This is a genomic window from Thioclava sp. GXIMD2076 (assembly GCF_037949795.1).
GTDB lineage: Bacteria > Pseudomonadota > Alphaproteobacteria > Rhodobacterales > Rhodobacteraceae > Thioclava > Thioclava kandeliae.
In genome coordinates this window covers 1,056,399-1,079,047 of record NZ_CP149932.1, presented here as the reverse complement: position 1 = coordinate 1,079,047, position 22,649 = coordinate 1,056,399, and the positions used below count along the sequence as shown (strand labels likewise).

General features: G+C 60.1%; 21 protein-coding genes and 1 tRNA gene. 12 read left to right on the top strand and 10 right to left on the bottom strand.

Going from position 1 to position 22,649, the window contains the following annotated elements:
• The first annotated feature begins 110 nt into the window (after positions 1-110).
• From WDB91_RS05300 to WDB91_RS05285, 4 genes are all read left to right on the top strand, one after another.
• Positions 111-200 (top strand) — tRNA-Ser (locus WDB91_RS05300).
• A gap of 213 nt (positions 201-413) precedes the next feature.
• Positions 414-776 carry a hypothetical protein gene (locus WDB91_RS05295; RefSeq protein WP_339114094.1) on the top strand — a complete coding sequence of 121 codons (363 nt, stop codon included), beginning with the start codon at positions 414-416 and terminating at the stop codon, positions 774-776.
• A gap of 929 nt (positions 777-1,705) precedes the next feature.
• Entirely contained in the window at positions 1,706-2,005 is a 300-nt protein-coding gene (locus tag WDB91_RS05290; protein ID WP_339114093.1) for a hypothetical protein, read from the top strand.
• Between the two features lie 230 nt (positions 2,006-2,235).
• Positions 2,236-3,207 carry a hypothetical protein gene (locus WDB91_RS05285; RefSeq protein ID WP_339114092.1) on the top strand — a complete coding sequence of 324 codons (972 nt, stop codon included), beginning with the start codon at positions 2,236-2,238 and terminating at the stop codon, positions 3,205-3,207.
• Between the two features lie 355 nt (positions 3,208-3,562).
• Here the strand turns inward: WDB91_RS05285 and WDB91_RS05280 are convergent, their stop codons facing one another.
• Both WDB91_RS05280 and WDB91_RS05275 read right to left on the bottom strand, forming a co-directional pair.
• Positions 3,563-5,305, bottom strand: coding sequence for a Hint domain-containing protein (locus WDB91_RS05280; RefSeq protein ID WP_339114091.1), 1,743 nt, complete (start codon positions 5,303-5,305; stop codon positions 3,563-3,565).
• Between the two features lie 129 nt (positions 5,306-5,434).
• Positions 5,435-5,986 (bottom strand): hypothetical protein, encoded by a 552-nt coding sequence (locus tag WDB91_RS05275; protein ID WP_339114090.1) that lies wholly within the window; start codon positions 5,984-5,986, stop codon positions 5,435-5,437.
• A 594-nt stretch (positions 5,987-6,580) separates the two neighbouring features.
• Here WDB91_RS05275 and WDB91_RS05270 point away from each other — a divergent pair.
• Complete coding sequence (locus tag WDB91_RS05270; protein WP_339114089.1) at positions 6,581-9,319, top strand: DUF3427 domain-containing protein; 2,739 nt, start codon at positions 6,581-6,583, stop codon at positions 9,317-9,319.
• 283 nt (positions 9,320-9,602) lie between these two features.
• Here the strand turns inward: WDB91_RS05270 and WDB91_RS05265 are convergent, their stop codons facing one another.
• The 6 genes from WDB91_RS05265 to murI form a co-directional block, all read right to left on the bottom strand.
• A complete protein-coding gene (locus WDB91_RS05265) occupies positions 9,603-10,514 on the bottom strand; it encodes an integrase arm-type DNA-binding domain-containing protein (protein WP_339114088.1) in 912 nt (303 codons plus the stop codon).
• A 247-nt stretch (positions 10,515-10,761) separates the two neighbouring features.
• Entirely contained in the window at positions 10,762-11,238 is a 477-nt protein-coding gene (locus WDB91_RS05260) for a holin family protein (protein WP_339114087.1), read from the bottom strand.
• Complete coding sequence (locus WDB91_RS05255; RefSeq protein ID WP_339114086.1) at positions 11,229-11,840, bottom strand: holin-associated N-acetylmuramidase; 612 nt, start codon at positions 11,838-11,840, stop codon at positions 11,229-11,231. The genes WDB91_RS05260 and WDB91_RS05255 overlap by 10 nt, the downstream gene beginning before the upstream one ends.
• A gap of 85 nt (positions 11,841-11,925) precedes the next feature.
• A complete protein-coding gene (gene ccmE, locus WDB91_RS05250) occupies positions 11,926-12,369 on the bottom strand; it encodes a cytochrome c maturation protein CcmE (protein WP_339114085.1) in 444 nt (147 codons plus the stop codon).
• Between the two features lie 24 nt (positions 12,370-12,393).
• Positions 12,394-13,422, bottom strand: coding sequence for an N-acetyl-gamma-glutamyl-phosphate reductase (gene argC, locus WDB91_RS05245; RefSeq protein ID WP_339114084.1), 1,029 nt, complete (start codon positions 13,420-13,422; stop codon positions 12,394-12,396).
• A gap of 147 nt (positions 13,423-13,569) precedes the next feature.
• Positions 13,570-14,382: a glutamate racemase gene (gene murI / locus WDB91_RS05240; RefSeq protein ID WP_339114083.1), complete on the bottom strand. Its 813-nt coding sequence runs from the start codon at positions 14,380-14,382 to the stop codon at positions 13,570-13,572.
• A 245-nt stretch (positions 14,383-14,627) separates the two neighbouring features.
• On the opposite strand from murI, the gene WDB91_RS05235 reads away from it, so the two are divergent.
• The 6 genes from WDB91_RS05235 (at position 14,628) to grxD (ending at position 20,942) form a co-directional block, all read left to right on the top strand.
• The gene (locus WDB91_RS05235; RefSeq protein ID WP_339114082.1) at positions 14,628-15,530 is read left to right on the top strand and encodes a LysR family transcriptional regulator; all 903 of its coding nucleotides are present in this window, start codon (positions 14,628-14,630) and stop codon (positions 15,528-15,530) included.
• A 413-nt stretch (positions 15,531-15,943) separates the two neighbouring features.
• The gene (locus tag WDB91_RS05230) at positions 15,944-16,570 is read left to right on the top strand and encodes a hypothetical protein (protein WP_339114081.1); all 627 of its coding nucleotides are present in this window, start codon (positions 15,944-15,946) and stop codon (positions 16,568-16,570) included.
• A 165-nt stretch (positions 16,571-16,735) separates the two neighbouring features.
• Positions 16,736-18,901 (top strand): phosphoribosylformylglycinamidine synthase subunit PurL, encoded by a 2,166-nt coding sequence (purL, locus tag WDB91_RS05225; RefSeq protein ID WP_339114080.1) that lies wholly within the window; start codon positions 16,736-16,738, stop codon positions 18,899-18,901.
• A 179-nt stretch (positions 18,902-19,080) separates the two neighbouring features.
• Positions 19,081-20,097: an FUSC family protein gene (locus WDB91_RS05220; RefSeq protein WP_339114079.1), complete on the top strand. Its 1,017-nt coding sequence runs from the start codon at positions 19,081-19,083 to the stop codon at positions 20,095-20,097.
• Between the two features lie 72 nt (positions 20,098-20,169).
• Positions 20,170-20,412, top strand: a complete 243-nt coding sequence (locus WDB91_RS05215; protein WP_339114078.1) for a BolA/IbaG family iron-sulfur metabolism protein — start codon at positions 20,170-20,172, stop codon at positions 20,410-20,412.
• 170 nt (positions 20,413-20,582) lie between these two features.
• Positions 20,583-20,942: a Grx4 family monothiol glutaredoxin gene (gene grxD, locus WDB91_RS05210; protein WP_339114077.1), complete on the top strand. Its 360-nt coding sequence runs from the start codon at positions 20,583-20,585 to the stop codon at positions 20,940-20,942.
• Between the two features lie 53 nt (positions 20,943-20,995).
• Here grxD and WDB91_RS05205 read toward each other — a convergent pair whose 3' ends face one another.
• Positions 20,996-21,364: a hypothetical protein gene (locus tag WDB91_RS05205; RefSeq protein ID WP_339114076.1), complete on the bottom strand. Its 369-nt coding sequence runs from the start codon at positions 21,362-21,364 to the stop codon at positions 20,996-20,998.
• A 162-nt stretch (positions 21,365-21,526) separates the two neighbouring features.
• Here WDB91_RS05205 and WDB91_RS05200 point away from each other — a divergent pair, with 162 nt between their 5' ends.
• Complete coding sequence (locus WDB91_RS05200; protein ID WP_339114075.1) at positions 21,527-21,898, top strand: hypothetical protein; 372 nt, start codon at positions 21,527-21,529, stop codon at positions 21,896-21,898.
• Positions 21,899-21,913: 15 nt separating this feature from the next.
• Here the strand turns inward: WDB91_RS05200 and WDB91_RS05195 are convergent, their stop codons facing one another.
• A complete protein-coding gene (locus tag WDB91_RS05195; protein WP_339114074.1) occupies positions 21,914-22,546 on the bottom strand; it encodes a DUF1523 family protein in 633 nt (210 codons plus the stop codon).
• Between the last annotated feature and the right edge of the window lie 103 nt (positions 22,547-22,649).

Sequence of the window (22,649 nt, the reverse complement as noted above, 5' to 3'; positions counted from 1 at the left end):
CTGCCACAAGCGCCCGCAAAATATGCAGGCGCATCGCGGTCAAGATCTTGTCAGCCCCACCGCAACCGATTAGACCCGCTCAGGCGCATGCGGCTTCGCTTCAGCGCTGCGGATGGGTGGCCGAGTGGTTTAAGGCTCTAGTCTTGAAAACTAGCGTGCGGGGAACCGTACCGTGGGTTCGAATCCCACCCCATCCGCCAACAAGTCAGCACAAGAATATGATTTAATTGAATTAAATCTGCGATTATCCCTACCGGCGCCCCACAACATTTACGATAAATCTCCACTGGCCATATCCTTTCAGATCGTTTTGATGAGGATCAGTCGAACTCATGTGGCACGATGCCCTCAGAATCGGCCAATCCCTTGGACACAAGATGTGACCGAGCGCCTACCTTAATAGGGGCGTCGTCATGTCTTATGACACCTACCAATTCAGCCTTTTCCCTACTCCAACTCGCGCGAAAGAGCCGTCTCGTGCCACGCCCCAGCCTAGCGCTGTAGCAGGTGCCAAATCGCGGCACATCACGCCTTCCGCACCGCAAGAAACCCGAAAGCAAGCCAACGCTGCTCTCCCTGTGGCCGAAGCGAGCCCGCGCTTTATCTCCGTGGGTGAAGTGGCCCAGCGCTATTCGGTTTCCGTGCGGACCATCTGCCGCTGGCTCAAGATCGATAAATTTCCGCAGCCCTACCGGTTTGGGTCCGGCATGACCCGCTGGGCAATTACGGATCTCGATGCGCATGATCTCCTGCGGGCACAGGAGCGCAAGCAATGAGCCGCAACTATACCAGTATCCGCCCGAAGCTTGATCGCGTTTACAGCGTCGAGCAGGTGGTCTCGCTCTACAGTATCTGTCGCAACACGTTGGGAAATTCGATCGCCAGCGGCCTACTCCCCCCCTGATGCAAATCAACCGCGCATTTTTCGTGGCGCGGAGCTCGCGCGCTTCCATCAGGAGCGCGCTGGGATCAAGACACCGCTCCGGCGCGGCAAATTCAAGTGCATGAGCTGCAAGGCCCGTGTCTTCCCTGACCTCTCGACGCTCCGCTTTCTTGATGCCAAGACCGGCACCGCGTAGGCACTCGCGACCTGTCCGGACTGTGGCGGCGAGATCTCGAAGCTACTGAATAAGACGGATCGAGACGCTTTCGAAAACAGCCTCAAATCCAATACGAGGCTCGTGGCGTTAGACGAAGGAAATGCAGACGCCCAAGCTGGTATTGCGCAAAGTGAAGCCATCCTGTCGCCGCTCACCTCCGCGCCATCCGTCAGTTCGAGATCTATTGCGGGCTCAAGCTCTTTACCGACATCAGTAAAGGAGATGCTGCGGCTTGGCGCGACGCGGTGATTGCCGGGACTTGCGGGCGAATGCACTGGTTATCCTTCGTCCACGCCATGTCGATATGGAGAGGCGGTAAGTCCGCCACGACGGCACAGAGCTGCGCGCCAAAAACGGCAAGAGCTTTGTCGTGAACTGGTTTCCTAGCACAGATGCCTTTCAAACCCTGCTGCTTACATGGCTTACCGACATGAACCGGATCGGCTTGGGACCGGAAGACGCACTGTTCCCTGATCTTGCAGATTTGAAACGAGCGCCCGAGCCAGACCGCCCACCGCTACGCCCCATGCAAAATCGCTCGAGCCGCTACGGAAGCATTTTCGCTCGCGAGCAAACACGCAACAGAACCCTATTCGCCGCATTCGGTGCGCCATACCCTCGCCCAGCTCGGGGATCGCATCTGCCGCAATTCAGAAGAGCGCAAGGCTTGGTCCTTGAACCTTGGTCATAGCACGGAAGAAATCACCTGGACCTATTACGGCAAAGTCCCAGATGTGCGCCGGAGCGAAATCTTCGGACTCCTCGAGAATGAGCACCCCGCCGGTTCGCCGGAGATAGAACTGGTGCTGGCATATCACGAGCATAGCCTGATCTTGGGCGCGCCGGAGTTCAAGCAAGCCGAAAAGCTGGTCGAGCAGCGTCGAAAGGTGTTCAGAAAGAAATAGCAACATAACAGACAAGGACCGACGGTGTGACGATAGCACCTTCGGCCCCAAGCCGACACTCGTCCGAGTAGCCATGCTGGTCGCAGTTTCTCCATACCGGACATCTGTGGTATCCTTCAGCGAGATGTGGCACGCCCAGGTCAGCTCCCCGGACGGAGCGGTCATTGCCCGTTTTTAGTAAGGCCACAATAAAAGAACACAGTCTTTTGGTCCGCACGGGGAGTTCCGGAATGAAATTTGGTCTGTCTTTGTTTCTTATCCTGGTCGCAGGGCCTTCTCTTTCTCAAACCGTTCCAGGACTTGCCCATCTCCTGGACACATCCGAAGACGCGCGCCCTCTGTTCGTGTCGATCTGGTATCCGTCCGAGGCAAAAGCATCGGGCTCTGTCGGTGGAAATCCCGTGTTCGAGGGGGTTACAGCAGCACCAAATGCGGAGTTCACGCATAGCGCGCTCCCGCTGGTGATTGTGTCACATGGCGGCCTGCGATCCGCGACTGATTCAGGTGCCTGGCTCAGTTCCGCCATCGCTCGGGCAGGCTTCGTTGTGGCCGAAGTCAATGCACCGCACCTGGACAACGCGGCTGCTGCCCTGAATGCAATCTGGCAAAGACCCCGGGACATCCGCCGCGCGATTGGCCTGGTGCTGACCGATATGACTTGGGGGCCGCGAGTTAATGAAACAATGGTGTCAGTCGCTGGATTCGCACTTGGCGCGACCGCTGCCCTGTCCGTCGGCGGAGCAGATCTTGATGTCGCCAGCTACCTTCACTCTTGCGCGCCAGACAGGAAACAGCACGGACCGGATTGCGGGTGGTTCGCTGCCCAACGGGTCAACATGTCGGCCACCAATCCGGACGGCCTGGCTGGGATGGCGCGAGACCCCCGCGTGACTTCGGTAATAGCCATAAACCCGGAATATCCGGAAGACCTGGGCTCGGTGCCGGCGGGTGTGCGGGCGCTATCGATTTCCCTCGGCAAACCCGAGAGCACATCGGCTAATGATCAGCAGACTCCGTCCTTTGTCATGCCCCAAGCATCGATATTCGATGCCTTCTCCGTTTGCACGCTCGCCGGACCGAAGATCCTAATGGAGGAAGAAGGTGATGCATCGATCTGTGGTGTCTCTTCGGACGCACGCCGGGCGATCCACCAGGACGTCTCCGACGCAGTCATATCCTTCCTGAATGGCGGAGCCAAATAAGCTGAAGCTGACGATCAGACCAGCCCTTAAGCCGCCGTTTACAAGAAGGTCTATCGCTGCTTAGCAGCTTATTCAAACCGGCCATCGGCAGAGAATGCAGCGTGGTCTGGCACGCCTAGGTCAGCAGTGCGGCACAAGAATTGACACTCAAGCTGCGTAACTGCCCCCTGCGTATCATGGGGAGAGCTTGCGGCCCAAAAACCAGTTCCGTTGGAACCTTACCAGCTAGTGCGGGTGCCAGCTGCGGACAGCTCCCCGCGATCTCGCGGCAGGTCTCTGGGCCCAGTGACTTTGCCGCAAGATGGCCAGGCCACAGGCTTTCAACAAGGGCGCCTTCGGCACGGATGATCGCATGTCAGGTCAGCAGAAGGTGACGATAGGAAACTTTGCGGCATCCTTTAGCGATCCGAGCGCCAAAACCCCTCGCTGCCGCCAGCCCCCCCGCGGCAACAAGGCGCGGCCCCTCGATTGTGTCGACCACGACCCTGTGCTGGCGCGAGAGACGGAGTTCTCTGGCATTCCCGATGCTGCTAGGGCGGAACACAATCGGCTTGAGCCGCTCACATGTGGCCAGATCGGCGGCGTCGAATGTTTTCCCACCGGCCCATATCACCGTAATGGGCTGGCCCTCGGCGGTCAGGACCTCGTCGCCGGTCCGGATGGTCTCGACCGCTCTGGGGCCCGAGGGGGTATCGATCATTGTTCCCGCGACAAAGCAGGGGATGCCGATGGAATGCAGTTGCGGGGCTGTCGTGACGCTTGCGGGCGCCACGCCGTTGAGCAGGATCGAGGTGCCGTCGGGAAAGGTCAGCAGCGCGTTGCCGCCCACATCCGAAACCGTCACATCCCACGCATTGACCGGATTGCCATCGGCACCGGTCAGACCGGACACATCCAGCTGATCGGTGGTGGTGCTGCCCACCAGCGTTATGTCGAAATCCGCGACAGTATCCGCCCCGCCACCATCGCTTAGGGCATAGGTATCAGCGCCGGCGCCCCCCGATAGGGTGTCATTGCCCGCGCCACTTGCAAGGGAGTCATTGCCGGTGCCGCCGTCGAGATGATCCGCGCCAGAGCCGCCGATCAGCGTATCGGCGCCACTTCCCCCGTGGAGTTCTATCCCCGAAGTGTCGGCGCTGGCATCGATCGAATCGGCGTAATTGCTGCCAACGATCCGTTCGATCTCGGTGAAGCTACCTGTTGAATCTGTGGTGGCGGAGGCGAATGAGCCGGCTTCGGCGCCACTGAAGGTGACCTTGAAGCCCTGATCGGCATTCGAGAAATCAAGCGCGTCGGTATCGCTATTGTCCGGGTCCTCTCCGCCCTGAACAACGTCGATGCCATCACCGCCGTAGAAAGAGAACGTGTCGCTGCCGGTGCCGCCCTTGAGCGTGTCAGTGCCGGTCCCGCCGGAAATCAGATCATTGCCCGCCCCACCATCGACGAGGTCATTCCCGGCCTCACCAGCGATAATATCATTGCCGTCATCCCCATAGAGCGCGTCGTTATCGTCGCCGCCCCAGATCAGGTCATCACCGGTGCCGCCTCTGACAGTATCGGCCCCCGCGCCCCCGTCGATGGAGTCGTTCCCGGCCTCACCGGCCACGATGTCATTACCGGTGCCACCCAGGATCGTGTCATCTCCGGTGCCGCCCCAGATGATGTCATCCTCGGAACCGCCGTCGATATAGTCATTGCCGTCGTCGCCCGCGATGCTATCGGCACCGGTCCCGCCATAGAGCGTGTCATTGCCCATGCCGCCAGCGAGCGTATCGGCGCCCGAGCCGCCGGTGATACTGTCCGCGCCGCCGCCCCCCGAAAGCGTGAGCCCCGAGCTATCGGCCGCCGCATTGAAGGTGTCATCGCCCGAACCACCCTGCACCGCCTCGATATTGTCGAACGTCAGGCTGTCGCTGCCCGAGGCCGCCGTGCCATCCTCGGAGCCGGTGAAGGTGACCGAGACCCCGCTGGCCATGCCCGAGAAATCGAGCATGTCTTTACCGCCATCCTCGGTGCTATCACCCTGATCGCCAAGGATCGTGTCCTGTCCCCAGCCGCTTGCAAAGGAAAAGAGGTCGTTGCCATAACCGCCGATCAACAGGTCGTTTCCGGCGCCGCCGATCAGGCTGTCATTGCCCGCCCCGCCCTGGATCGAGTCGTTGCCCGCTCCGCCATCGACCGTGTAATTGCCGGCGCCCGCATTGATCAGACCGCCGCCGGTCGTGATCTAGTCGCCGTCGCCATCAGTATAGCCCACGCCCATGCTATCATTGCCCGAGGTCCCATCCACGGGGTTCATGAAATGCATGTCAAAGCGGTCGGCCGCCATATTGCTGTCATTGACCAATAGGCTGTTGAAGGTCATGGACCGGATTGGCGCCGCATTAAGGACCGCAACATCGGCGTTATTGGTCATCTCGGGCATCAGATACAGGCGACCGGCCGTATCTTGCATGATGACCGCGCTGATCGTGCCCGTGGTGCCGTCTATATAAGTGACGGTGGCCTGATAGGAGACGACGGAATCGAAGATCTGCGCGGGGCCGCCATCAATGGAAAACGTATCGTTGGTAAGGTTGTTATCGGTGTCATAGACGGTGGCATCCCCCCCCGAATAATTGACCGCAGAAAAATTATGGACCTGCGCATAAAGCGGGCTGTTGGCCGCGCCATATGTCGTGCCGACCAGCGAGCTGGCATTGCCCGCGACTGCATTCCCTTCATTGATGTCAATGTCAGCTGCCGTGCCGAGGAAGATGACTTCGAAAGACGTCGCCATATCAACCGCCAGACATCGCCGACGTCCCTGTCACGCGCGAGGCCTTGTGCAGGCGATGAAGGGTAAACCTGCCGCGTGATCCCATTGTCCACCACCCGCATTCTGAAGCACATGTCACCCGGATAATTTGGTAAAACGCTGCGAATCGGGCGTGCATCCGTGACACCCCCCATCATGCGCGTTGAAACGTTAAGGTTTACGTTAAAGGGCTGACTGCGCGTGCATGGAAATGGATAAGATTGAAACAAGCCCGCTCGGCCTGAGCAGGAGGGCAACCTGTTCACGGCACAAGTCTGTAGAGAGCGCCCGGTTCTAAGATGCGGCGCGTGATCGAAATGTCCGTTTATGGATATATCGAGATTGATTTTCCCACGTGCAGTGAGCGACCGCTTCCCGCCCATCATGTTTGCACTCGTTCCTCCTGGACAGTCGCGGTGCGTTAGGTCAAGCTTCCTCTCGATTTAAACGTCCGGTTTCAGCTTGAGCTCCTTATCCACACTGTGCCCTGTTTGCGCGAAAACCGTGGTCGGCATCATTCCTGCCCCGCGCCATGTACCTGAGTGGGGCGGCCTGAATGCAGCGGAGCAAATGCAGATGCTCGCATCTGTCGCGGATGCGTTGTCGAATGGCGTTTCAAGGCTTAGGACCTCTACCGCCTATGACCATTTCCACTTCGTTCTAAACGAGCAAGATCGCCTGACGACCGGCGGGACAGACCCTTTACTGCCACTCCTAGGCGAGCATATCGACAAGGCAATCTCGGTCGATCTGGCTGTCGCCTTCGCGATGGATAGCGGCGTCTCGCTCCTGGAGCCTTGGCTGCGGGAGCTTCTTGAGCGTGGCGGGCGCCTGAGGATCATCATTGGCGATTATCTCGACACGACCGACCCAGCCGCACTCCGTCGGTTGATGGATCTGGAGGGCGCGGAGCTTTATGTCTTCGAGACAGGCGGGCTCAGCTTCCATCCCAAAGCCTGGCTTTTCAGAGCCGCCGATACCTCGGGAATGGGGGTGGTGGGCAGCTCCAATCTCTCGAGATCTGCGCTGGAGACGGGTGTGGAATGGAACCTGCATTCCGAAGCCGCCAGTGATCAAGTCGCAGAGGCCTTTGAGGACTTGCTTTCCCGTCCTCAGGTGTCGCGCCTGACAGCCGACTGGATCGAAGTCTATGCCAAACGCCGACGCGCCCGGCCTCTGCCGGATTTCTCGCGCGGCATTGTCGAAGCAGAGGGCCCGCCGCCCGAACCACATCCGATCCAGATCGAGGCGCTCGATGCTCTGCGTAGAACGCGCCAGACTGGCCACCGTGCGGGGCTCGTCGTGCTAGCAACGGGCTTAGGCAAGACCTGGCTCGCGGCGTTCGACACCATACGCGCCAAAGCTGCGCGCATTCTCTTCGTGGCGCATCGGGACGAGATCCTGACCCAAGCCATGTCCGCCTTCCGCAAGGTCCGGCCCGATGCGTGCATGGGGCGTTATACGGGCACCGAGAAAGAAACCGAGACCGAGATCCTCTTTGCCTCGATACAGACCCTTGGCCGCGTCGAGCATCTGCGCCGCTTTGCGCCGGACCATTTCGATTACATCGTTGTGGATGAGTTTCACCACGCGGCAGCCCGCACCTATCAGAACCTGATCGAGCATTTCACTCCGCGCTTTCTTCTCGGCCTGACAGCTACCCCCGACAGGACCGATGGCGGTGATTTGCTGGGGCTTTGCGGCGAGAACCTCGTCTATCAATGCGACCTCTTCCGCGGGATCGATGCCGGCCGCCTCGCGCCGTTTCACTATTTCGGCGTACCGGACAATATCGACTATGCGCAGATCCCGTGGCGCTCGGGGCAGTTCGACCCGACCGAGTTGGAAGCGCAGCTCGCCACACAAGCTCGCGCCGAAAATGCGCTGGAGCAATTCCGCAAACGCGCCAGAGGCCCAGCCATCGGCTTTTGTTGCTCCAAGCATCACGCCGACTACATGGCGCAATTCTTCCGCGAAGCCGGGCTGCGGGCGGTGGCTGTCCATTCGGGCGACGCTTCCGCCCCGCGCGCCTCTTCGCTGACACAACTGGGCGCGGGCGAGCTGGATATCCTCTTTGCGGTCGATATGTTCAACGAAGGTGTCGACGTGCCCGAGATCGGCACCGTCCTGATGCTGCGTCCGACCGAGAGCGCGATCATCTGGCTGCAACAGCTGGGCCGCGGCTTGCGCAGGGTCGAGGGCAAGACCCTGCAAGTGATCGACTATATCGGGAACCACAGATCTTTCCTTACGAAAGTCGCGACGCTGACACGCGCGGGCAGTGGCGATCGCTCGATCACCCAGAAACTCGACGAATGGGAGCGCGGTGCTTTGGTGCTGCCGCCAGGCTGTGAGGTCACTTACGAGCTCGAAACCATCGATATCCTCCGTGCGCTCCTGAAACCGAAAGACGGCGCGAGCGAGCTCGAAGCCTTCTATCTGGAGTTCAGGGCACAGCAGGGCATCCGCCCACAAGCCATCGAGATGTTCCGCAACGGGTTCGATCCGCGGGCAACAGGGCATGGCGGCTGGTTCAATTTCGTGCGGGATATGGGCGATACATTACCCGAAGACGCCTTCACGACGCATGCCCGCCTTCTGGCGGATATCGAAAAGCCGAAGCGCTATGCGCCCGAGACACTCAAGGCGCTTGAGGCGATACTTGCCGGCAGGCAGCCGACCGGCAGCACCGAAGCACTGGCCTTCGATCCGCATGTGAGGAACGGCCACAATGGCTGGCAGCTCGCCCGCCCCACGCGCGGTGCGGCGCTGCAAGACCTTGCCCAAGAGCTCATCGAGTGGCGGCTGGCAGAGGTGCCCAATACGCGGCCCGAGGCCGATGACGGCGCCACGCCATTTGTGCATCGCTCCAAAGTCTTGCAACTCTGGCAGCGTTATCTTGCCCCCGAGATCGCAGAAGCCTTCGGGGTCGCGTACAAGCAGAATGTCTGGCGCACCGGCATTCTCCCGATCCTCGAGAAAAACGCGCTCATTCTTCTGGCAAATGTCTCGACACAGGATCTTGTCTACGAGAACGGCTTCCTCGCGCCCGACCGCATGCGCTGGTTCAGCCAGAACCGCACGACGCAGGACGGTCGGCATGGCCGGATCATTTCGGGCAAAGAACGAGACACTGTCCATCTCTTTGTCCGCCGCGGCAACAAGCTGAACGGCAAGGTCAATCCATTCATCTACTGCGGCCAGCCGCGCTTCCTTGCGTGGGAGGGCGAAAAGCCGATCACGGTAACATGGCAACTGCCCGAACCCGTGCCGCTGGGGTTGCAAGCCGAGCTAGGCGTGCCGAAGGCCTTCTAACCGCAGAGAACCTCCGTCCTCGCCCCCGTAGCCAGCGAGGCGACAACCAAGCCGCCCCACCACCATCTCGTTGCCAGATAAAATCTGCCCAAGCCTGCTTCATCGCGCGACGCTGCTCAAGTTGATCCGTGCGGTGATAGGCCGCCTCAACAGCATTCGCGACAGAATGGGCCAAGGCGCGCTCGGCCACATCACGCGAATATCCGTTCTCCGATGCCCAATCTCGGAAGCTGGACCGGAACCCATGCGCCGTTGCGTAGCGACCTGGAACATCACTTTGGAACTATTGAAGGCGCAGAACCTTGGTCAAAGTCATGTCGCTCATCTGCATCATAACGCGTGCCGAGAAGATCCAATCGCCACCAAGCCGCAAAGACGATTGGGCCGTAAGTAGATCAATCGCTTGTCGCGAGGGCGGAACACGATTCTGTTGCCCCCCTTTCATCCGCTCGGCTGGAATGGTCCAGATGGCCGCATCAAAATCAATCTCATCCCAAATTGCCCCGCGGACCTCTCCAGAACGCGCGGCCGTCAGGATGAGAAACAGGAGAGCTTGGCGACTGATAGAGAGCTTATTCTGACCAGTAAGGGTCGATATCAACTCGGGCATGTTGCGCCACGGTGCTGCCGGATGGTGCTGCACACGATCTGCGGTCCCACGCTGCTTGGGCAGTAGCGCCTTCACGGCTGAAAGCGGGTTCGCATCACAAGAGCGATGCGCCACAGACCAAATCATGACGCTCTCGCACCGCTGCTTCACACGCTTTGCGGTTTCTTCTTTGTCGAGCCAGATCGGTTTAAGAACTTGCGCAAAATCACCGATGGTCAAGCTATTCACCTCGCGCGCCCCAAGCTTTGGGAGGACGTAAGCCTGTAGGGGTGAAATCCACTGATCACGGTGCTTGGCGTTGCGATATCCTGGCGCCAAGGTTTCAAACACTGCGCGAGAGGCCTCTTCAAAGCTGGGCATACGACGCGCCGCTTGCTCTTGCGCCAAACGCCGTTCTTCTATCGGGTCGAAGCCGTTGACGATCTGACCACGCGCCTCCATCGCCAGGCGGCGTGCATCAGCCAACCCGAGTTCAGAGAAAATCCCCAGCCCCATATCGCGGCGCCTACCGGAAACCGGCGACTTGAACCGAAACGTGAATTTTCCGGTCCCACTTTTCGCATTTGCCGAAATGTAGAGGCCCAACACACCTCCCACAGCGACCACCCTTCTTCAGGTTTGAGCCTCTTCGCTTGCGCATTGGTCAGCAACTCTCATGCCTCCGCCATACTTTCCAGCCCCACACGAAACACGGGATTGGATGATACGGGTTGAAACAGATAAAAACCGCTGCGTGAATATTTTCATTTTTATATCAGAAACATACGCGACAATTGAAGCCGAGATGATTTTATATGAGACGTTTATAGGTCGCCCCCCTCCGCCATATACCCTACACCTTTTTCCATTCCTCCAGCGCAGGGTTGGACGGCACTGCCTCTGCCTTGGCCGCCGCTGGTGGCGTGGCCGGTTTGGGCGTGCGGAAGTAATGGGCCTCGCGGGCGCCGAAATAGAACCCCACGATCGCGGCAAGCAGCCACCAGAGCGGCTCCGGCACATAGGACAGTCCCACCATCCGCTCCGCAAAAGACTGCGGATTGACCATCGCATAGATGAAAAGCCCGAGCGTCCCGAGCGCAAGAAACGGGCGGGGCAGACGGTTAAGCCCGTTCACGAAACTGTCGAACCAGCAGGCGGGCTTGGCAGCGAATTCCTCGCCATAGGCACGCTGCGTCGCCGAGAAGGCCTCATGCGAGGCCTCCATCTTCTTGGTCGCGTTCACGTTGAAGATTTCGGCCATCTCGCTGGCCGCCTGACCGATGGCCGCCACGCCTCCCGAAGCGCCAAATACCTTACCAATCAACCCCATGCGGCCACCCTTGCGCGATGCTCGGCCTCACTCAGATGGAACCGCGCCGAGATGAACTCTTCAGAACGCGTGATCCATCCACCCTTGCGCCCCTTGCGGGTGGTGGCATATTTGCGGCTCGCCGGACGGCTATCCGCCAGTGAATAATAATAATTCCGGCGCGCAATCCCGTAAGCATCGGCGATCAGCTCGGGCGATTTGCGCGCAGCGGCCTGCGCGGCGGCCGCCGTCCGGGGCCCCAGAACCCCGTCGACACTGACCTCCTGGCCCATATCGTTCAGGAGCCGTTGCAGGATCTTCACCGCATTGCGGCCCGCATTCACATACATATCGAAAACGGAAGCCTGCAGCGCCTCCGGCAACTGCCCGAGACCGGGTTCGTCGAAATAATGGCGGATGAAGATATCGACGGCCTGCTCACGGGTCAGGCGGCGGACATCGGCCTCGGTGATCTTGCCGTCACGATCCAGATCCAGACCCAGGCGGCGCATGGTGTGAATCGTCACGCCATAATTGGTCGCACCGCCCGGGTCGGAGGGGTCATTCACATAGCCGCCTTCGCGGGCAACGATGGCTTCGGCAATCTCTCTAACATTGGGCATGGATTTCTCCCGATTGATCTATCGGGAGAAATCCTCACAGCCGGAGGTTAAGCACCGGCAGCCGCAACGTCCGCCGGCATCCGCATCAGCTTTTGGGCGGCTCGTAAACGCCCTGTTCCTTCAGTGCGTCAACCACTTCCTTGGGCATGTAATTCTCGTCATGCTTGGCAAGGATCTCGCTGGCCACGAAGACACCGTCTTCCATCTCGCCGGTGCCGACCATGCCCTGCCCTTCCTTGAAGAGATCGGGCAGGACGCCGTTGAAACGTGCGGGCACCGTGGCCCCCCCATCGGTCACCTCGAAATGGATGGTGCCATCGGGATCGCGCTTGATCGACCCGTCGGCGACCAGCCCGCCCAGACGAAACACCTCCCCCGGCTTGACCGGCTCGCTGGCCAGCTGCGAAGGCGCACGGAAATAATTGATCCCGTCGCGGAACGCATAGCCGATCATCGCGACCGCCACGACAAGCGCGACAGCGGCGGCAACCAGAACCTGAATGCGGCGTTTCTTCTTGAGGCTTTTCATCGCGTCCCCGTTTCTCCGCTCCCCTTACGGGAAGAGCGGTGCCAGCGTCAGGCCGGCCATTTCATCGTTACCAAGCATGAGGTTGGCGTTCTGCATCGCCTGCCCCGAAGAGCCTTTGCACAGGTTGTCGAGCGCCACGACCACCATCGCGCGGCCCGGAATACGGTCCGCACTCACACCGACATGCACATAGTTCGAACCGGCGATCGAGCGGGTCGAGGGCAGGCCACCAAAGGGCAGAACCTCGATGAACGCCTCGGATGCATAACGGTCAGAGAGCGCCTTATAGACCGCCTGCGGATCGCCTTTCACATAGGCCGAAGCCAGAATACCGCGGTTCATCGGTGCCAAATGCGGGGTGAATTGCACCAGCACCGGACGACCGGCCAGCTTCGAGAATTCCTGATCGAATTCGCCTAAGTGGCGGTGTTTACCGCCCGCCGAGTAGGGATAGGTGCCGCCCGACAGCTCGGCATGCAGAAGGTTCTCCTTCAGCGAGCGCCCTGCCCCCGACACACCGTTTTTCAGATCCAGCAGAATGTCATCGAGATCGATCACTCCCGCCTCGATCAGCGGACGGATCGCATACTGTCCTGCCGCCGCGTTACAGCCCGTGCCCGCGCAAAGCCGCGCGTTGCGGATCTCGTCGCGGTAGAATTCGGTCAGGCCATAGACCGCCTCTTTCTGCATCTCCACGGCGCAATGCGGTTTGCCATACCATTTCTCGTATTCCGCCGGATCGCGCAGACGGAAATCGGCCGAGAGATCGACCACTTTCAGATCGAGCGGCAACTCGCGGATCACCTCCTGCGAGGTGGCATGCGGCAGCGCGCAGAAGGCCAGATCGACGCCGGAGAAATCGATCTCCTCGATTTTCACGAGAGCCGGAAGATTCAGATGGCGCAGATGCGGGAACACATCCCCCATCGCCATGCCTGCCTTGCGCTCGCCCGACAGCGCCACGATCTCCATGCTTGGATGGGTAGCGATCAGGCGGACAAGCTCGGCACCGGTATAGCCCGAGGCTCCGAGGATGGCGATTTTCTGGGTCATATGCGATCCTTTCAGCAGGTGATCCATGCAGGCAACAAGCCACGAAGACACCCCGAGCGGCACATCCGCGCGGTTTGATGCTGTTTTCTGCGCTCGGGCCCCTCGCGTCAAGCTGCCACGCGGGAAATTTACCAGCGCGGGTGGGCCTCAGGCCCGCTCGAACACCACCTTGCGGCGCAAGAAACGGGTCGCGTTATTGGCTACATGCGCCGGATCACCGGTGGTCAGGAATTTCGTCTCCGTGCCCGCGCCGATAAATTCGGGACGACGCTCCAGGTAATCGGCCAGACTTTCGGCGACCAGATTGGCCTGACTATAGACCTTCACATCCGGTCCCAGCCCTTCCTGGAAGGCTTTCTGCATGATCGGGTAATGGGTGCAGCCCAGAATCGCCGCATCGGGGCGCGGCATCCGGCGGCGCAGTGCCTCCACATGGGATTTCACCAGCGCCTCGGCCAGAATGTCATCGCCATCCTCGATCGCATCAACCACGCCGCCACAGGGCTGCGCCTCGACATCGACACCGATCGCACGGAAGGCCAGCTCGCGCTGGAAGGCGCGGCTTGCAACGGTCGCGGGCGTGGCAAAGAGCGCCACATGTTTCACCTCGACCTCGCGCGGCGGCGAATTATCGCCCCACTGGCGCTCGGTCAGAGCCTCGATCAGCGGGACAAAAACCCCCAGAACACGCTTGTCCTTGGGCAGCCATGTCTCCTGCATCCGCTTGAGTGCCGCGGCGGACGCCGTATTGCACGCCAGAATGACCAGATCACATCCTTCGGCCCAGAGACGCTCGACCGCTGCGGTGGTCAGCTCGTAGATGTTATCGGCATCACGCACCCCGTAAGGCGCATTGGCGTTATCACCCAGATAGACGAAGGGCACGTCGGGCAGGCGCCGCGAGACCGCGTCCAGAACCGTCAGCCCGCCAAGACCACTATCGAAAATGCCGACCGCCATTGATATTCCTCCCGCTCTGCCCGCTGCGTCTTGCAGTTGTTTTACGCCTGCGCAAGCCCGGATGAAAAGACGTAATCATGCAAGGCACCGACAATCGACCAATTAACGGAACCGACCTAAAGGACACGGTTTTTCGATAGTTTGCAGCTGCGGCATCGTTTCCCTTGGAGAACCCCCTGCCCTGCCTTTAAAAGCATAGCTGTTATGCGTATATAGTAAGACGGACCAAGAAGGCAGAGGGCGCGATGGACTGGGACAAACTGCGAATCTTTCACGCGGTTGCGGATGCAGGGTCGCTGACCCATGCAGGCGATGCGCTGCATCTGTCGCAATCGGCCGTCAGCCGCCAGATCCGGTCGCTCGAGGAAATGCTCGGCACGACCCTTTTCCATCGACATGCGCGAGGGCTGATCCTGACCGAACAGGGCGAGCTTCTGTTTGATGCCACGTCCACCATGGCCAAGAAACTCGACGCCGCCTCCGCCCGCATCCGCGATTCGGAGGAAGAGGTCTATGGCGATCTGCGTGTCACCGCGACGACCGGTTTCGGCACGATGTGGCTCGCGCCGCGGCTTAACAAGCTTTACGATAAGTATCCCGAACTGAAGATCGACCTGATGCTCGAGGAGCGCGTGCTCGATCTGCCGATGCGTGAAGCCGATGTGGCGATCCGCATGAAAGAACCCGCACAGGCCGACCTGGTCCGCAAGCGCCTGCTCAATATCCGGATGCGTTTCTACGCGACCCCGCAATATCTGGAGCAGCACGGTCATCCGCAAACGCTGGAAGACCTGAAGAACCATCGGCTGATCTGTCAGAGCCCGTCTGTGCCGCAAGTCGCGGCAGGAGCCGCCTTGGCACAGCGCGCACTTGCCCATGAGATGCCCAACACCCTGACAGTGAACAACTATTTTGGAATCCTTCAGGCGGTTCTCAATCATGTAGGCATTGGTATCCTGCCCGATTACCTTACCGTCGATAATAATATCGAACGCGTGCTGCCCGATATCGATTCGAATGAGGTGCCGGTCTTCCTCGCCTATCCGGAAGAACTACGCCAATCACGCCGCGTGACGGCCTTCCGTGACTTCATTCAGGAAGAGATCCAAGCCTATCGCCGCATACAGGCAAACGACAACCAAAGCTAAACTGCTGAAATAAAGCACATGTTCAGGCGCTCTCGCCGACACATGCCTTGGGCGCATAGCGGCTCTGCAAAAACTTTCTCAGAAATCCCTTGAACGGTTTATAAACTGCACATATTTGAGGCGCAGAAGCAGATGATTTGCGGAAACGCTCATCAGCTTCTACCTCCCTGTTGGACTATGGCCGAGCTCTGCTCGGCCTTTTTTTTGGGCCAAAATTCCAGACTATGGAATATGCCAGAGTCCAGAGGGCTAACCAGCCTGAAAAAACCGACACTGCGTCAAAGGGTTAGCGCCGTCACGTCAGGCGACTGGCAAAAAATCACGGATTTTCCGGAACTATCAGGCGGCTCTCTAAGTTGATTAGCCATGAACCGCAACGGTTGAAAAACACGACTTCCGATAGGAGCCACGCTATGAAAACCACTAACAAATTCCTGACCGGCACCATTCTGACCGCAACTATGGCATTGCCGATGGGCGCATTCGCCCAGTCCGCGCCGGATGCTGCAGATACGCAGGCCGATAGCCCTGCAGGCTTGATCGACTATAAAATGGGTATCGTCGAAATGCAAGACGGCTCGACCTCGGCAGATGCCGCCGCAGCCGCGACCGCGAGCATCAACCAGACCGGTGGTCCCGATGGTCGCAAGGGTCTGGCCGAGATCAAAACCGAAGCCAATTCCGGTGTAACGACGGCCAATGCAGGCACCATGGGCACCATGGAAGACAACAACACCGAAGCCTCGGTGCCTGCCGAGTATGAATACAAGAACGGCCTCGGTATCGCCGAGAGCAAGACCGCCGCGATGGACATGGGGTCGGCCATGTCGAGCGATGGCGAGAATATCGGCCAGATCGAGCGCGTTGAAAAAGGCGACGCAAGCGACACCGTCTACATTCGCATCTCGGACAAGCTTGATACGCCTGTTTCGATGTTCAAAGTCACCGTTCCCTCGTCGGATCTCGAGGATGGCATCGTGACCCTGCCATGGACCCTTACCGGTCTCCTCAGCTCGCTTGAAGAGCAACAGGACGCCTGATTTCGGCAGACTCATCCCTAGAAAGAGCCAGCCACGCGCTGGCTCTTTTCGTATTTCGTCCCCGAACACCGCATTTCGGGCGGCACTTGCGGCAGAAGAGGCCTTCCCCCAAGCCGCTCAATGTTCTAATGCATGCGCAACCGATGCGCCCGCCGGAGAACATTTATGACCGAACCCGCACTCACCCCCGACCTGATCGCCGCTCACGGGCTCTCGCCCGACGAATATGAGCGTATTCTGGAAATTATCGGGCGTGAACCGAGCTTCACAGAACTTGGCATCTTCTCGGCCATGTGGAACGAGCACTGCTCGTATAAATCATCCAAGAAATGGCTGCGCACACTGCATACCAAAGGCCCGCAGGTCATCTGCGGTCCGGGCGAGAATGCAGGCGTTGTGGACATTGGCGACGGTCAGGCGATCGTTTTCAAGATGGAAAGCCACAATCACCCCTCCTATATCGAGCCGCACCAAGGCGCGGCGACCGGCGTGGGCGGCATCCTGCGCGATGTCTTCACCATGGGTGCGCGCCCGATTGCCGCGATGGACAGCCTGTCGTTTGGCATGCCCTCGCACCCCAAGACCAACCATATCGTCAAGGGCGTGGTCGAAGGCGTGGGCTCCTATGGCAACTGCTTTGGCGTGCCGAATGTGGGCGGCGAAGTCCGCTTCCACCCCTCCTATAACGGCAACTGCCTCGTGAACGCTTTTGCTGCGGGTCTCGCGGATGCCGACAAGATCTTCTACTCGGCCGCATCCGGCATCGGCATGCCCGTCGTCTATCTGGGCGCCAAGACCGGCCGTGACGGTGTGGGTGGCGCAACCATGGCCTCCGCCGAATTCGACGACACAATCGAGGACAAGCGCCCGACCGTGCAAGTCGGCGACCCCTTCGTCGAGAAATGCCTGATGGAAGCCTGCCTCGAGCTGATGGCGTCGGGGTCGGTGATCTCGATTCAGGATATGGGGGCTGCCGGCCTCACCTGCTCGGCTGTGGAAATGGGCGACAAGGGCGGCCTCGGTATCCACCTCAAGCTGGAAAACGTTCCCCAGCGCGAGACCAATATGACCGCCTACGAGATGATGCTCTCGGAAAGCCAGGAGCGGATGCTCATGGTGCTCAAGCCCGAGAAAGAGGCCGAGGCCCGCGCCATCTTCGAGAAATGGGATCTGGACTTTGCCATCGTGGGCGAGACCATCGCCGAAGATCGCTTCCTGATCGAGCATAACGGCGCGATCAAAGCCGATCTGCCGCTGTCGAAACTGTCCTCGACCGCGCCCGAATATGACCGTCCGTGGGTCGAGACCCCGAAACCTGCTCCGGCCGCCGCCCTGCCCGCAATCGGCGCAATGGATGCGCTCAAGGCGCTGATCGGCTCGCCGAACTACGCGGCCAAGGATTGGGTCTTCGAGCAGTATGACACGCAGGTGATGGGCGACACCGTCCGCCGCCCCGGCATGGGCGCAGGCGTGGTGCGCATCCATGGCACACCGAAAGCCGTGGCCTTCACCGCCGATGTGACCCCGCGCTATGTCAAGGCCGATCCGTTCGAGGGTGGCAAACAAGCGGTCGCGGAAAACTTCCGCAATCTCTGTGCCGTGGGCGCACGCCCCTTGGCCACCACCGACAACCTCAACTTCGGCAACCCCGAGAAGCCCGAGATCATGGGTCAGTTCGTGGGCGCGATCAAAGGCATCGACGCAGCCGTGAAAGCGCTCGACATGCCGATCGTGTCGGGCAACGTCTCGCTTTATAACGAGACCGACGGTCAGGGCATCCTGCCGACGCCGACGATCTGCGCCGTGGGGCTCTTGGAAAACCTCGAGGACGAGCTGATCGCGGGTCTTCCGTCGGAGGGCGATATCGCACTGGTGATCGGAGCCACCAAAGGCCATCTGGACCAATCCGCGCTTGCCTTCGAGGCCTTTGGTATCGAAGCCGGTCAGGCACCGGAAGTCGATCTGGACGAAGAGCTGAAAAACGGCACCTTCCTGCGCGCCAACCGCAAATCGCTGACCTCGGCGACCGACCTTTCGGATGGTGGCGTGGCTCTGGCAGCCTTCGAGATGGCCGAAAGTGCCGCTCTGGGCGTCTCGCTGGACAGCGCCGAGATCGGCCTGCTCTTCGGCGAGGATCAGGCGCGCTATCTGGTCACCGCGACCGAAGCCGGCGCAAGCGCCCTTGAGGCCGCCGCTGCCAGCGCAGGCGTGACCATCGCCCGCGTCGGCCGCTTTGGAGGTGATACGGTCAGCTTCGGCGGCGACAAAGCCCCGCTTGCCGATCTGGCCAAGCTCTATCGCAGCACCTTTGCCGCAGCGATCAACGGCTGAGCCTTACAACAGAGCTGACAAAAAGGCCGCCTTCGGGCGGCCTTTTGCATGTTCATAGTTCTGCGCGCCAGATCGGCGAGGGTGCGACACCAACGCACAGCCGAATACCCATGCCTGCCTTTTGCCCGCCACCCACCACCGCTATGATGCCCTAAACACAAGCAAAGCACTGATCTTCCATGCCCCAACTCACCGCAGATAGCGTCCTTCCCAAAGCGTTCAGACTGTTCATCGCCGCTCTGATCGCACTGAGCCTCTCCGAGCTTCTGGGCTTTCACAATACCTACTGGGCGGCAATGCCGGTCTTCGTCATCGCCCAACCTGTCCGTGAGGATATGCTGATCCGCGGGCTCTTGCGTGTGGCGGGAACGATCGCCGGTGCGGCCATTGGCATTCTGACCCTACTCTATCTGCATAACCCGCTCTCCATCGGGCTGGCCGTCGGTGCGACAGTCGCCATAGGCACCGGCATCGCCTATCGGATCGGCACGACCTATAGCTACGGCTTCACGCTCATGGCCTTCAGCTGCGGGGTGATCGTGATGCCCTCACTCGGGCTGGGCGCAGACGGCGTCACCCTGGCGCTCGAGCGGTTGTGGTCCACCCTGATCGGGGTGGCCTCCATCACGCTGGTTTCGTGGTATTTCACCCCGAGCCGCAACGGGCCAGTTCCACCGCGCCCCGTGCCCCACTCGACGCGCCAGATGCTGATGCGCATGGCCTTTGTCGGCGGGCTCTGCACGCTCACCACCACCGCCACCGGTCTTGCCCCGCATTTTGCCGTGATGTCGGCTGGGCTTGCGACCTCGGTCTTCTGCGCGGTGATCGGTTCGATGAACGACCCGCGCCCGATCATCCGCTGGCTGGTGCCCGGCGTTTTCATGGGCGTCTGCGCCGCCATCCTCTACCGGTTCATCATCAGCCAGTTCGGGCTGGATCACACCCAGATCTACATCCTCGCGATCATTTTCATCGCCATCGGCAGCCTGATCCGCGCCCATCCCAAGACGGCTGCACCGGGGCTCGATATCAATATGTGCTTCCTGCTGGCGGGCGAGGCAGGGGCGGTCGGGCATTCCTTCGAGCTGACCGCCTATGGCGCGTGCGGGTTGATTGCGGGCAACCTTCTGGTGGCAGGTGTGCTGCATCTGATCGCCTCGCTGCGCGACCGCGAGGGTAAATCCGCGCTAAGCTGAATGGGGGATGCCCCTTGCAGCGGCCCAACCCAAGGCTTAGTTTACAAGGGAAGCAGTAGGAGTGCCTATTTTATGCCCATGGAAGCCCAGGACATCGAACACCTGATCCGCGCGTCGTTCCCCGAGGCCCAGATCACCATTACCGACCTTGCCGGTGACGGGAACCACTGGGCCGCCGAGGTGATCGACGAATCCTTCCGCGGCAAGAACCGTGTGCAACAGCAACGTGCCGTCTATGCCGCCCTGAAGGGCGCGATGGACGGCCCGAATGGCGCTCTGCATGCGCTGGCGCTGACGACCAAAGCGCCGGACTGATCGCATCCCTTGCGCCATCACGGGTTTATGGATGGCGCGGGACACGGGTTTTATGGCATTCTACCGGCAATCTTAGACCGGACCGCCCTCCCCATGGGCGCCATGCCAGAACCTTGGCAAAACTCAGACATGGCCTGCCCCTCCGCAGCGCCCCAGAAAGGACCTTCGCCATGAGCGCGCAAGACCAGATCCAGAAAGACGTCACCGAAAACGACGTGGTGCTTTTCATGAAAGGCACCAAGGAAATGCCCCAATGCGGTTTCTCCAGCCGTGTCGCTGGCGTGCTGAACTTCATGGGGGTGAGCTATAAGGACATCAACGTCCTCGCCGATGCCGAGATCCGTCAAGGCATCAAGGACTTCTCCGACTGGCCGACCATCCCGCAGCTTTACGTCAAAGGCGAATTTGTCGGCGGCTGCGATATCGTGACCGAAATGACCCTCTCGGGCGAGCTGGACCAGCTCTTCGCCGATAAAGGCATAGCCTATAACAAGGACGCAGCAGACCAGATCCGCGCTGCAAACGCCTGATCCAGCAGCAAAATCATAAGAGAGCCCCGCCTGTCCCGCGGGGCTTTTTCGTGTCAGGCGGGATCCAGAAACGGGGTCTCGCGCCAAATCGCCAGGAGCTCTGCGCAGGTGACAACAGGTATCCCTTGGAGGGCCAATGCCTTCATCTCCAAAAGCAGAAGCGCTGCCAGCTTGTAGCCATGGCGCGCTGCATCCATCGAGGGGCTACTCGGGACAAAACTCTGCTCGATTTCGGTGGCGGCACGAGTCAGGGCGATCGCGATATCGGTCGGGTCCGCTTCTGGGCCCAGCTGCGCGAGTTCGGGCACCAGCCCGACCCATCCGGCTTCACGGGTCAGCAACGCATCCAGAGCATAGGCCAGAAGCCTGTCGGGCATCTGTTCTGCGACACTTTCTGTTCCCAATGCCGAATCGTCTTTCATCTACCCGCCATACCGTTAACGGCACCATCATATCAGATTATGTCCGCAACGTCGTAGAAAGAAAGTTCTGGACTTTGTGATCGTTCGAGCCAGTTGGTATTGTTTATTTGAAAACCCTTTTCTGCTATTCAACTGGGACCACAGCCCCATATGAGCAGAAAAATGCCCTATATTCCCCAAGCCCGTGAACTCGCGCTCGGCCTGTTCACCGCCATTTTCGCCATGATCATCTTTCAGGCCGCACGCGGCGCCGGCCAGTTGACGCCGCCGGAACTGGTGCTGCTGTCCACCGCGGCCGCCTGTGCCCTGCGTGGTTTTATCGCCAATTTGCGCGAGACCGTGGCCGCCCCGCTGCGAGCCGATTGCTGGCGCACTACGTTCATTTGCGCGGCGCTGACGACCAAGCTGGTCTGGGCCGAGGCCTTGACGCGCCATACCGATGGCGCGGTGACCGCGGCAAGCCTTGCGGCCATCCTGCTCGCCCTGACCCACAACCTGATCTGCCAGTCGCGCGGGGCAATGCGCGGCAACTGAGACCGGAAGGGCGGGTTATTTCCCGCCCCGACGCCGCCTCAGCCGCGTCCAGAGCCCTTCGGCACGATCCTCGACACCATCCCAGGCCTCCTCCATATCCTCCAGCACCGGATCGATTGAACGGCGGCGGAACTGCTTCCACAACGCGCGCAGGAACAGGATCACGACCACGAGGAAAACCAGGATGATGATGTTCGCCCACGGGATGATCGTTGCATCCGGCCCCGAGACGACCTTGATTGCGACCGCATTCGGGTAGATCGAGATCCATTCATTCCGCCAGCCGTAATGGGTGATCGACACCCAGACCGGATCGGCCTTGGTCGAGATCAGATCCTGTGCCACCGCCTGCAGGTTCGAGCTGTCAAACTTGAAATAGGGCGGCCAGCGCCAGCCGGTATCCTCGTTACGATAGACCATCGGCCTGCCATTCGGGCGCTGGGTTTGGATGAAGAACACATCGCGGCTGCCTGCGGCCAGCGCGGTCTGGCTGGGTGACGCCCAGAAGATCGAGTGCTCGCCATAATCGATACGGCGGTTCTCGGTGCCGACGATGCGGACGATATCGTGCTGCGGCAGGGTGTAGTGGAAGAAGGCGAAACCCAGCAGCGCCAGCACTGCGAAAAAGCCCCATTTGAAATACCGCATCAAAGCCTCATGTGTCGTTCATCAGATAGACGATAGAGATGACCACGCGCACCGGCAGAATAGAGACCAGCACCAGCAATCACTTGGGTAAACTGCGCCCCCC

Excerpts from the sequence above, each read along its gene's own strand:
- WDB91_RS05295 (WP_339114094.1), top strand. The coding sequence starts at position 414 with ATGTCTTATGACACCTACCAATTCAGCCTTTTCCCTACTCCAACTCGC.
- WDB91_RS05285 (WP_339114092.1), top strand. The coding sequence starts at position 2,236 with ATGAAATTTGGTCTGTCTTTGTTTCTTATCCTGGTCGCAGGGCCTTCT.
- WDB91_RS05275 (WP_339114090.1), bottom strand. The coding sequence starts at position 5,986 with ATGGCGACGTCTTTCGAAGTCATCTTCCTCGGCACGGCAGCTGACATT.
- WDB91_RS05270 (WP_339114089.1), top strand. The coding sequence starts at position 6,581 with ATGCTCGCATCTGTCGCGGATGCGTTGTCGAATGGCGTTTCAAGGCTT.
- WDB91_RS05260 (WP_339114087.1), bottom strand. The coding sequence starts at position 11,238 with ATGGGGTTGATTGGTAAGGTATTTGGCGCTTCGGGAGGCGTGGCGGCC.
- WDB91_RS05255 (WP_339114086.1), bottom strand. The coding sequence starts at position 11,840 with ATGCCCAATGTTAGAGAGATTGCCGAAGCCATCGTTGCCCGCGAAGGC.
- ccmE (WP_339114085.1), bottom strand. The coding sequence starts at position 12,369 with ATGAAAAGCCTCAAGAAGAAACGCCGCATTCAGGTTCTGGTTGCCGCC.
- argC (WP_339114084.1), bottom strand. The coding sequence starts at position 13,422 with ATGACCCAGAAAATCGCCATCCTCGGAGCCTCGGGCTATACCGGTGCC.
- murI (WP_339114083.1), bottom strand. The coding sequence starts at position 14,382 with ATGGCGGTCGGCATTTTCGATAGTGGTCTTGGCGGGCTGACGGTTCTG.
- WDB91_RS05235 (WP_339114082.1), top strand. The coding sequence starts at position 14,628 with ATGGACTGGGACAAACTGCGAATCTTTCACGCGGTTGCGGATGCAGGG.
- WDB91_RS05230 (WP_339114081.1), top strand. The coding sequence starts at position 15,944 with ATGAAAACCACTAACAAATTCCTGACCGGCACCATTCTGACCGCAACT.
- purL (WP_339114080.1), top strand. The coding sequence starts at position 16,736 with ATGACCGAACCCGCACTCACCCCCGACCTGATCGCCGCTCACGGGCTC.
- WDB91_RS05220 (WP_339114079.1), top strand. The coding sequence starts at position 19,081 with ATGCCCCAACTCACCGCAGATAGCGTCCTTCCCAAAGCGTTCAGACTG.
- WDB91_RS05215 (WP_339114078.1), top strand. The coding sequence starts at position 20,170 with ATGCCCATGGAAGCCCAGGACATCGAACACCTGATCCGCGCGTCGTTC.
- grxD (WP_339114077.1), top strand. The coding sequence starts at position 20,583 with ATGAGCGCGCAAGACCAGATCCAGAAAGACGTCACCGAAAACGACGTG.
- WDB91_RS05205 (WP_339114076.1), bottom strand. The coding sequence starts at position 21,364 with ATGAAAGACGATTCGGCATTGGGAACAGAAAGTGTCGCAGAACAGATG.
- WDB91_RS05200 (WP_339114075.1), top strand. The coding sequence starts at position 21,527 with ATGCCCTATATTCCCCAAGCCCGTGAACTCGCGCTCGGCCTGTTCACC.
- WDB91_RS05195 (WP_339114074.1), bottom strand. The coding sequence starts at position 22,546 with ATGCGGTATTTCAAATGGGGCTTTTTCGCAGTGCTGGCGCTGCTGGGT.